We start from the raw sequence: 10,733 nt of genomic DNA, 5'->3' as shown, positions 1-10,733 counted from the left end.
CGGACTGCTTAACGGCATCCGCTCCCCATTACAATTGAAGGAGGACTTAACTTATTTTTTCCGAAATTGTGTCTTGACAATGGGGGGCATTACACATGCTCGTACCGACGAGCGATCACTTGAAATAAGTAATGAGCGCTGTTTGGGTCCAGTTTTAAGTATCCCATTTCATCAATAATGAGAACCGTTGGTTTCACAAAGACCCGAAGCTTTTTCTCCAGCTTTCCTTCCTGATCGGCTCTTCTTAACTGAGTCACCAAATCATGGGCAGTCATAAAATACGTTTTATACCCTCTTGCGATCGCCTCCATTCCAATCGAAATGGCCAGGTGTGTCTTTCCAATCCCTGGTGGACCGAGAAAGAGGATATTTTCTTTCCGGTCAATAAAGGACAACGTAAGCAGCTCTCGAATCCGGCGCTCATCCACCGAAGGCTGCGCGGTAACATCAAACGGATCGATCGTCTTGTGATACGGCAGTTTGGACAGCTTGATGAGCGTTTGGATCGATCGTGCCTGTTTTTCGACGATTTCTGCCTCTAATAAGCGGAATAAAAACTCTGAATATGATATATTATGAGTAGAGGCGTATTCTGCCATGGCGGACCATCGCTCCGCCATGACAGGCAAATGGAGTTGGTGGCAATACTCGTGTATTCGTTCTTTCATGAGCTTTCCCCTCGCAGGAATGCGTCATAAACGGACAATGGACGAGTATCCACTTCCACCGAAACAGGCGAAATGGTGGCGGCCATTTCTGTCTGTTTCTTTTTTATTTTTTCAGCGAATGAAATCACTTTTTTCTGTTGGTCCACGTGAGAAATCTCCTTCCCTCGAAAGTACAATCGAATATCTCCATTTAATCGCTTCTTCACCAGAATTTCTGTGCCTGCATACTCGGCCGATAAGACCCATTGCTCCCCTTTATACGAGAAACTGTCATCCCAATGCACTTTCCGATAGGAAAGATAGCTCGTATCGTAATCTTTCAACGGGAGAGGTTTGAGTGACTCCTCTGCCCAACGCTCTTGCGGAGGAATGCCGGTAGTGGCGTTTGGCTTCCGATTCGCCACTTGATCGAGCCAACGATGTAAAAGGAAATTTAATTCTTCGATGCTTTCAAACGATGTTCCTACATAGAAGTGATCCATCATATACTGAATGGCTCGTTCGACTTTTCCCTTTGTCTGGGCCCGGTAGGGCCGGCATACTTTTGGAGTAAATCCGTAGTAACTCGCAAATTCAGAAAATCGCTTATTCCATTTCACCACTCCTTGTTCCCGGCCGTCGGTAACGGTCTTCATATTGTCAAATAACACTTTCTTTGGAATCCCTCCAAAGTACTTGAAACTTTGAATCAGGCATTCCATTAAGTGCTCCTGGTCCTGGCTGGTCGTAAATACCGCGTATTTCATCCGCGAATAGCCTAACGTGGCCACAAATAGCGATAACTTGACTTTTCTCCCTTCCATCACGACCTCCTCAACTTCCTTCCAATCGACTTGCATTTGTTCGCCAGGAAGCGTTTCATAGCGAACGGTGTATTTCTTTTTCGCCGTCTCTCGGAAAGGTTTCATATAGTCTTTTAAAATCGTCTTTCCCCCGGTATAGCCCTGTTGTCGAATTTCGAAAAACAACTTTTCGCTATTAAACACCCCCTCCTCTAACATTCGTTTTTGAAGATACGGCTTAAATGGATCTAACTTGCTTTTTCTTGGTTTTCGCTTGGATTTGGAAGGGGGATTGGGGGAGTGAATATATTTTCGGACGGTTTTCCGATCGATCCCCCATTTCCTCGCCATATCGGAAATACTCATTCCCCTTTCATACATTTCTTTGATCATAAAAAATTCCCCTCTCGTCATCACGAACCATAGCTCCTCTCATTGACACGATGGTTCTATTGTAAGTGGGGAATTTTATTCCGGCTATATTGGAGATTTTATCATCGGCTTTAACATCTTGGTGAAAGCAAGGGGCAGACAATGGAATCAGCCCGATTACATTGATTTCTTTGTTATTTACAATTATCGTCATGTTCTCATTGAAAGAAGATGTAATCGTCAGCTTGCCATTGGATGTGGTGAGAGTTACCATTCCATTGTTCATTTACTTTGTGTTGATGTGTATCGGATCGATGTGTATACGCAGGGGTAGGAGAGGTGAGTGTGTATATCCGAAATGAGAGTCAAGGAAAAGGAATTGGTAAACAACTCTTACAGGCGATGATTCAAGAATCAGAGGCAAAAGGATTTTGGACGTTAAATGCCGGATTTTTTCCTGAGAACATCTCAAGTTTGCGCTTACACTAAAGCCTTAGATTCCGTGAAGTGGGGATCAGACAACGTATCGGAAAGTTAAATGATGTCTGGCGTTATGTCGTACTACTTGAACGTCGAAGTCAAATTGTTTGCATCGATTGATTGGCACCTGATTTTAGGTTGGTGTATATCAGTGACAGAATGATTTCGTTAATTAATTCTGTCACTGAGATTTTTAATCATTTTATCGATACATAATTGTGTCAATTAAATGACAGAAATGTATATCTATAAACACGATATTATGTAAGAAATTTGTTTATCCATATATAATGTTGTCATTAATCCATACACAATTATGTCAATGTACAACCGAATACAAGAATCAGCAATCTGTTTTAGCGTATAAACTTTGATAAATCGTATAAAAAAATGATAATTGTATTCAAAAATAATTGAGCTAATAATAAATATTAGCGCATGTGCTCTTATTTGTCTAGATAAAAAATAGAAAAGAAGGAATCAAATATTAAATATCTAATATATAAAATCAATATGGATTTATATTCTAAAAATATATTTTAGAGGAGTTGTTATTCAATGTGTGGGATTTGTAACTAGACACAAAGAAGAAATAATAGTTGAAAAATCGATAAGCAAGAATAACCACAAGCCTTGATAATTCCAGCTTTTCTTAAATGTTTACCAATTTGTAATTCAGAAAATCCGTCTTTTATTTCTTTTGGTAATTGCGCAAAACACTCTTTTTTCGTTATCATAATGGTGACACCTTTCTTTCTTTGGTTTTTGGTTTGGACACCAATAGTTACCAAAAGAAAGAGGTGTCTTTTTGTTTTTTAGACGAATTTTTTCAGTGTCAAGTGAATATGAGATACCCAAAGAAACCTATCAAATCAAGGATTATTCATAAATTTTTCACTGCGAAAGTTGAGTTATGAATTTTAAGAATAGGAGGATTTTTGATGAGAAAATTTAGCGTACTTTTAGCCGCTTTTGTATTACTTTTAGCTTCTTGTTCACAGGGTGGAGCCAAAATCAATTCAAATAATAGGTATCAGAGTGAAGAGGGTAAGAACAATATTCTCGAAGATAAACTTATAATGGATGAATATGGTATAGAGTTTATTATAAAAAATGATTTGAACTTAACCCCAAAGGAGCTTGGTTATTTTAAAAAAAGATTGAAGCAAGCTGCTCTTTATTTGGAAAGAAATTTTAAACCACTTATTATTAAAGAGAAAAAGTATTATATTACATTGAGCAAGGGGAATAAAGTAAGTTATGTGAATGGGAATAGTATCCATTACTATAGGTATCTAGAAGGAAGAGCCCCAATTATTCATGAATTATCTCATGCGTTATTTGGCTATACCCCCGGTTCAGGCTATTTTACTCAAGAAGGAATAGCAGTATTTATTCAGAATGAGTACAAGGAAAATCTGTTTCCAAATGAGAAAACACCGATACATCAATTAATGAATTATTTTGTGAATAATAGAAGGTATATTCCCCTAGAAGTTCTAATGAATGAGAAATTAGCGGAAAAATTTGTGGATGTATATGGAAATGAAGCATTAAGTTGGGTAAGTTATGTCGAAGCCGGATCTTTTACAACATATTTAATAGATAAGTACGGAAAAGAAAAGTATTTTCTCATATACAATCAGGCAAATTTAAAAACAAAAATCGAGCAAGTTTATAAAAAATCTTTAAATGAATTAGAAGAAGAATGGCTTGCGTTTATAAATAAAAATAAAATTCAAGAAAATAATCAGTGGATTCTTAATCAACCGTATTATAAGAAGTTAAATAAGGCACTCTTAGATATGGATTTTTCAAACAAATTAAAAGAAATTACAGGTCAATAATATTAACTTGTTGCAAAACGTACAAAACCAATGTATGCATGCACATAAAAAAATCCATCCTATTGGAAGGCGTATATAGTGACCAAAAATACATCCCAAGAGGTGTACATTACGATCTAATTCCTAAAAGGACATATATGTTTTTCGATCTAATTGGAATTTATAGTAGTGTTCATCATTGAGATTGTAGTTTGCGATCAGTGTATATAATTTCCAAGGGATGTTTTTTTATGTGTATTTCGCAAGTAAAAATTGAGCCATTTATTAATTAAAAACGGAGCCACTTAAACCTGACTATTTTCCAACCATTCTTTTGTATCTAATATTCGATAAGATGGTCCTACCATGTCCACCATGTAGGCTCGATGTGTTAGTCGGTCCGTTAAAGCAGCTGTTAAAACTGGATCATGAAATATTTCTTTCCATCGATCGAATGATAAATTACTCGTAACAATGGTGGATGCCCGTCCTGCCCGTAGAGAAAGGTGGGTAAATAATAACTCGGCTCCTTCTTTATCAAAGGAGATATAACCTAATTCGTCAATAATTACTAAATCATATTTTTCAAACTTCAGTTCAAATGAACGTAACGTTCTTTCAGAACGGCTCTCTTTTAATTGGTTTACTAGAGATGCTACCGTTGTAAAAAACACTTTATATCCTGCCAAACAAGCTTCAATCCCTAAACCTATTGCTATATGGGTTTTTCCGGTTCCAGGTGACCCAATTAGTAAGACGTTTTGTTTTTCTTGAATGAAGTCTAATTTCTTTAAATGTGGGAGGCGAGAGGCCGCATTTTGCGGTAATCTCTCAATCTCTAATTCAGTTAATAGTTTCTTTTCAGGGAAATTTGCAGATCGTATCCGATTCGCTTTAGCTCGTACTTCTCGATCTTCCATTTCTTGCACTAGTGCATGATATAAGAAATCTTCTGCTGTCTGGTATTGTTTCCACCTATCATCTTCTTGTATAAATCCTCGAATACTTGGTAACCGTAGTTCTTTACACATCTCAATCATTTCTTGTCGCTTATCCATTAATGAAGCACCCATTGAAATCACCTCTATACGCTCCTAACTCTATAATGTTAGGATTATTTTCATATAAAAGTGGCTCACTTTTCAATTGCTATGGTGGCTCAGTTTTAGCTTATCAAATACAACAAGGCAAAGAGATGGTTCAACGGATGTTGCACAACCATTCTCAAGGTCTACGGAAGGATTCTGGCGTGTCGCGACAAGAGCGTCCGTTGTATCAAAGTGTCAATGAATGTATCGATACGGTTCACGAGTGGTTAGGACACGGCAGGGGACGGATGGATCTGTGTGAAGTGTACATGAAGTAAAAGGGGAGTAACACATGGAAAATCAGAGAGAATGGATGCAGCTTAGGGAACAACTGCAGGAAAAGGATAAGAAGATCGAAACCTTGATAATCGAAAATCATTGGCTCAAGAAGGACTTAGCCGCATTGAAATCTGAATTAGAGTCCGAGAAAAAACGGCTACGAGAAGCAGTTGGTGCGTGGAGACGCAAAGCACAAGGGGGAGGTGGACAATGGAAGTGCCTACGAGAAGGATATCATGCGTATCACCGTAGTCATTATAAGGTGTATGTGGTCACCGATATTCCCAAAGATTTAGATATTGAAGAGGTGTGTGTAGTCCTAAACGAAACGTTTTTGCCGTCCGTGGCCCCATATCGGTTTGTACGCTGCGACTACTCCACCAAGTACAAGGGATGGCTGGTGGAAGTATCGAAAGGAAAGTACATCGATATATATGAACCCCCAACATCAGCAATGGGATAAAAATGAAGGAAAAACCAGGGAGATGGATGATCCAATGTCCTGGTTTTCTATTTAGTGGAATGTAGAGAAAAAGTTTCAGAACTTCAAAAACAAACTACAACACTTGAAGCTGGAGTCACCATTTTCGATACGATTATGAAGGAAATTGAGCAAGCTAGACAGGACATGCATCATAGGAAAAAACATCAAAGTAAAAATATACATAAAATGTTTTTTGTGTATATTTTACAAAAAACTTGAATATTTACTTTTTTTGTTGTATAGTAATAAATTGGAGAGAGAGGGTACAAGATAGGGAGGTTACTAGAATTGAAAAAGTTTATTATTAAAACCTTTGCTGTAGCTGTATTACTAACGGGGATTACTACAACAAATGCCATGGCTGCTTCATATAATTTCCAAGCTACTTATGAACATTTAATTTATACTAATTCAGGATTCTATGTTAAAGGCACTTCTAGTATAGCTGGAAAACAGAATTCAGATGAGGCAGGAGATACCAAGGCGAAGTATTCTATGGTTTCTAGGGGAAGTGAGCCTGCAGATGATGTAATTATTACATACTTCACTCAAGAAGGTACTGGCTCCTTTAAAAGAACATTTAAAGACTTTACATCTTATGCTTACTTAAGAATGGATAATTTAAATCCTACAGGCTTTTTCGGAGGAAGAGAACCTATTACGTCTAGTGGTACATATACCTATACCACTAAATAATTCTATAAGTTATTATTTATAAATATGTATAATTCTTGTACTCTCTCCTTATGAATTCTATGCAGGAGAAAGGTTATGAAAAAGAGTTCAATATACCTAATTATCACATTTACTTTCCTTTTGTTGATAAGTATTTTTTTATTTAATAAACAAATTTTTAATGATAAAACAAATAATGGAATTAATGTTATAAAAGTTCTTTCTCTTCATAAATTAACAGAGGAAGCAGAGGAAGCATATACAGACAATATTAAACAGATATATCCAGACTATAATATATCATTTGATGCAGTACTGGACCAACAAAACGATATACGCAATGAACAAGAGCTGATAAATAGAATAAAAGAGAAACTAAAGGATGATACATATCATATTATTGTGGAAATTGATGAAGACCTAGCATTTTCTTTAAGTAAAGAAGGATTATTAAGAAATATACATTCTTCTATAAAACCATTGATAAAACGATATAGTATTCTTAGTAACTATTCAGAAAGTGTACCCGGAAATAATCCTGGAGAAACATATTTTATCCCAATAGATTTTCGAGGGTACTGTTTAATTTATAACCGAGATATTTTTAAAAGATTAAATATTAAAGAACCATCTCAAACTGAAGATTGGGATAATATATATAAACTGAGTGAAATGATAGAAAAAAAATCTAATGGGGCCATAACGCCGCTTACTTATGGAAGTAATTTTCCTCCTTTAGCATTCAATGAGTTTTTAAAGTACATAGCACCTTTAGAAATTTATTTAGATAGTTCTGGTTCTTCTCAAAAAAGATTGAAGGATGAATGGGTTAAATTTATTGATAATTACAAACATTATTCAATGAATGTTTATGATGGTGCAGAATTTTTAAGGGGTAACATTGCTATGGAATGGGTTGATACCAGTACATTATTTGATGATTTACTTAAACAAATGGAACAAGGGAATTTGTTAGGTGCTAAAAAATTCCGTTATAATGTGGTTTCTTCACCTCGTTTTGAAGGTCACTCTTTTTATGGAATGGTTGATAATGTTGCAGTTGTACCTTACAATACTCCTAATTATAATATCTCAACTGGATTAATTAATATGTTTTATACAGATCATTTTGTAAACAGTGCATACACTTCCGAAAGTGTCAATCTTCCAATTCATATTACAAAGAAACTTGAGGATATTTATAATCAAAAGGATTATAAATTAGATATTTTTTATCCGGAAAAGCTTAAATTTTCTTATACTAATTATGGAAACAAAATAATTTTTCCAGGAATAACATTAATGTACGATAGTATTAGAGGAAATATCTCTCCAGAAGATTCATTAGTAGAATTTCAAAAAGTTATAAAAGATAACTAAAGGGTTGATGGATAATGGAATATTTAGCGATGGGGGTAAATCTAGTTCTCGCAACCTTACCGCATATACTTGTAGGTAGTATAATAGCCATTTTTACATTGGTAAAAGATAATGATTTTTTTAAGAAAAAACTATTTATCCTGTTATTTAGTAGTTTAGTTGTAATTTCACCAGATATATTGAAAATCATGGGCATCCTTTCGAGCCACTCTTTATGGCTAGTTCCGATATTAGGTTTAATTTTTTCATTTATTTATGTTCAATTAAATAATGATAATAAATTGAGTAAAGTCTGGCTGGTTTTTTCTCTGATTATTTTATTTGGACATCTTCTTCTTGATTTTATTGATAATGGAGTTGAATTATTTTACCCTTTTATTAAAGATGCTTTTGATTATACTCTAATCAATAAAATAGATTTACTTTTTATTGTAATTCTTATAACTTCATTCACCCTTCTTTTCTTTTATAAGAAAAAAACTATTATTGTTATAACTTCATTATCAATAATTGGTTTATATCTTGGTGCACTAATATTTTCAAAAATGCACTTGGAATACACCTTGAAGAAGGAATTCAAGGATCAAGATATTGTTTTATTGATAACATATCCTGATCATCATTTTAATTGGGAATTTCAAGTAAGAACTAAAAGGTCGATTGTAACAGGGAAATCACCTATGAACAAAACAAATATAAAGATTGAAACCAGAACAGAGTTTTGATTTAAATAATGCTCATGTTATGGCAATGAATATTTTATACAAATCTAGTTAACATAAAATTGCATGGTAGGAAAATAAAAAAATACAACATAATAGTTATTATGTTGCATTCAACAATCCCCGACGAAACGAGAAAAACCCCTTGATAATCAAGGGGTTTTTTCTTTTTCTCGACTTCGGAAGAGGTTTGAATGTAACATATAGAATGTATTTGTTTTGTTGAATCTAACGTTTTTGAGGTATGTTTGTGACAGAACGAGTAGGACAACAAGCTGTTGAACCGATTCGAGATCCAGAAAAAATTCGAGCCATGAAAGAGTATTTATTGCATCAATCCTATCGAGATTATTTTTTATTTACCTTTGGGATTAATTCCGGGCTTCGGATTAGCGATATCCTGCCGTTACGCGTCATGGATGTGAAATATACGGAGCATTTGCGTGTCAAAGAAAAAAAGACCGGCAATGTCCGCAAAATCAAAATGACGGCAGCGTTAAAACAGGAAATTGAGAAATACACCAGAGGAATGGCTGATTCCGATTATTTGTTTCCGTCTCGGAAAGGGAATCGTCCAATTGGTCGAGAAACAGCTTGGAGAATTATTAGTGAGGCAGCCAAAGCATGTGGTGTAGAAGGTCCGATTGGGACGCATACGATGAGAAAGACATTTGGGTATCATTTCTACCAACAGACAAAGGACGTGGCGATGTTGCAGCAGATTTTTGGACATTCGGCCCCGTCCATTACCTTACGGTACATTGGGATTCATGATGATATGATCGATGAAGTTCTTGAAACGTTTTCTTTATAGTATTGTCTCTCTGGATCCGATCTGTGGGGAATCTATTCAATCCTATGGGATAAATAATGAATATTCACGTGGTATTATTGTATATATGACATAGGCAGTAGCTTATTGGATTGAACATCAATAGGGGGATATAATGAAGCTTTCTATTTTACGAGCAATACAATTGAACAACTATGCGAATTAATCAAGCTTACCCCGACGCAACGAACAAAGAACTTGCGAAAATGCTAGGTGTTACGACCCAATGGATAAGTCAGCTAAAGAAATGATTTAACACTTTAACGCGAAAACAAAAATGATGCGTGCGCTTATATCATGAGCGATAGCCTGCGCCTTTGGCGCTTCGTTTAGATGGATAGCCTAACGGGGCTTCTTTTTATTTGAGTTTTGTTGTTGGGGGACGTGTGTTACATTAAGTTGAGTTGCTTCTTTTTGCATCTCTTTAATTTTAAGGGGCTTTTCGGGTATTTTCGGTTATTCTCCGGTTCTTTTTCGGTATGTTTTTGTTGCATTTAGCAACACTTATGGTAAACTTTAAGTGAACGGATTCTTGGTATTTCCGACTTTTTTTAGTTTGAAATGAGAAGTTAATTTCTCTTTTTTGAACATTTATTAAACTCAAATTGATTTAAAACGATTTGATGTTTTCAAACTTTTAGAGTAATAAAAAAGCGCTAGGATGTGTGGCAGCACAGACCTAACGCTTCTGAAATAAAATCTTATGTTTTGTGACAGTCTGCCATTAACGTAGTGCGATCTGGACCAATTCGAGCACCACTGTTAAGATTGCGCAGATTGTCTGAATGGTGTCTTTGTCCATAAAGTCACCTATCTTTCTATGACCGATGCTCGTATGGCAGTACGTGCATCGGTTTTGTTTTTCTCTATGTACTATTATAACGATTTTTTTATGGTTTGCTAGTTTATTAGCGACGTATCTGTTTTTATTTAGAATTTTAGGGGAGGACGCGATACAGTGTATAAAGCACCGCATTTCTTGCGTAGTGAATATTTTTACTTCGACAAAGATGGGGAAACATGGCGTTAAAAGAAGGCGCACCAAACGAAGTAGTTGAAGAATTTAAAAGGTATTTAGGGTGTCGTAAAAAAGTGGGGAAAACGGCGTGAGATATTAAAAAATTTAATACGACAAATGTACACGA

General features: G+C 35.5%; 9 protein-coding genes and 3 pseudogenes. 8 read left to right on the top strand and 4 right to left on the bottom strand.

Features of this window, described 5'->3' with window-relative positions:
* Positions 1-95: 95 nt before the first annotated feature.
* Positions 96-668, bottom strand: a pseudogene (gene istB / locus GGQ95_RS15180) (IS21-like element IS5376 family helper ATPase IstB); the annotation flags it as partial.
* Entirely contained in the window at positions 665-1,867 is a 1,203-nt protein-coding gene (gene istA / locus GGQ95_RS15175; protein WP_183187088.1) for an IS21 family transposase, read from the bottom strand. The pseudogene istB (GGQ95_RS15180) and the gene istA, both read right to left, overlap by 4 nt.
* A gap of 122 nt (positions 1,868-1,989) precedes the next feature.
* Here istA and GGQ95_RS15170 point away from each other — a divergent pair.
* A pseudogene (locus GGQ95_RS15170) lies at positions 1,990-2,124 on the top strand (arsenical-resistance protein); the annotation flags it as partial.
* A 37-nt stretch (positions 2,125-2,161) separates the two neighbouring features.
* Positions 2,162-2,311 (top strand): GNAT family N-acetyltransferase, encoded by a 150-nt coding sequence (locus tag GGQ95_RS18425; protein ID WP_231734616.1) that lies wholly within the window; start codon positions 2,162-2,164, stop codon positions 2,309-2,311.
* A gap of 575 nt (positions 2,312-2,886) precedes the next feature.
* On the opposite strand, the pseudogene GGQ95_RS15160 reads toward GGQ95_RS18425, so the two are convergent.
* Positions 2,887-3,039: pseudogene (locus GGQ95_RS15160) on the bottom strand (IS4 family transposase); the annotation flags it as partial.
* Between the two features lie 204 nt (positions 3,040-3,243).
* Here GGQ95_RS15160 and GGQ95_RS15155 point away from each other — a divergent pair.
* Positions 3,244-4,149, top strand: coding sequence for a gluzincin family metallopeptidase (locus tag GGQ95_RS15155; RefSeq protein ID WP_183187087.1), 906 nt, complete (start codon positions 3,244-3,246; stop codon positions 4,147-4,149).
* Between the two features lie 284 nt (positions 4,150-4,433).
* On the opposite strand, the gene istB (GGQ95_RS15150) is transcribed toward GGQ95_RS15155, so the two are convergent.
* Entirely contained in the window at positions 4,434-5,186 is a 753-nt protein-coding gene (gene istB / locus GGQ95_RS15150; protein WP_183187090.1) for an IS21-like element helper ATPase IstB, read from the bottom strand.
* A gap of 322 nt (positions 5,187-5,508) precedes the next feature.
* Between istB (GGQ95_RS15150) and GGQ95_RS15145 the strand changes: the two genes are divergently transcribed.
* The 5 genes from GGQ95_RS15145 (at position 5,509) to GGQ95_RS15125 (ending at position 9,570) form a co-directional block, all read left to right on the top strand.
* Positions 5,509-5,958 carry a hypothetical protein gene (locus tag GGQ95_RS15145; protein WP_159719192.1) on the top strand — a complete coding sequence of 150 codons (450 nt, stop codon included), beginning with the start codon at positions 5,509-5,511 and terminating at the stop codon, positions 5,956-5,958.
* A gap of 309 nt (positions 5,959-6,267) precedes the next feature.
* Entirely contained in the window at positions 6,268-6,675 is a 408-nt protein-coding gene (locus GGQ95_RS15140) for a hypothetical protein (protein WP_159719193.1), read from the top strand.
* Positions 6,676-6,750: 75 nt separating this feature from the next.
* Positions 6,751-8,034 carry an ABC transporter substrate-binding protein gene (locus GGQ95_RS15135; protein WP_159719194.1) on the top strand — a complete coding sequence of 428 codons (1,284 nt, stop codon included), beginning with the start codon at positions 6,751-6,753 and terminating at the stop codon, positions 8,032-8,034.
* A gap of 14 nt (positions 8,035-8,048) precedes the next feature.
* The gene (locus GGQ95_RS15130) at positions 8,049-8,759 is read left to right on the top strand and encodes a metal-dependent hydrolase (RefSeq protein ID WP_159719195.1); all 711 of its coding nucleotides are present in this window, start codon (positions 8,049-8,051) and stop codon (positions 8,757-8,759) included.
* 310 nt (positions 8,760-9,069) lie between these two features.
* On the top strand, positions 9,070-9,570 hold the full coding sequence (locus GGQ95_RS15125) for a site-specific integrase (protein WP_244963767.1): 501 nt from the start codon (positions 9,070-9,072) through the stop codon (positions 9,568-9,570).
* The last annotated feature ends 1,163 nt before the right edge of the window (positions 9,571-10,733 follow it).

The sequence above is a fragment of the Anoxybacteroides rupiense genome (genome assembly GCF_014196195.1).
Taxonomy (GTDB): domain Bacteria; phylum Bacillota; class Bacilli; order Bacillales; family Anoxybacillaceae; genus Anoxybacteroides; species Anoxybacteroides rupiense.
Note: the sequence above shows the minus strand (reverse complement) of the source record. Positions and strands in the feature narration are given on the sequence as shown.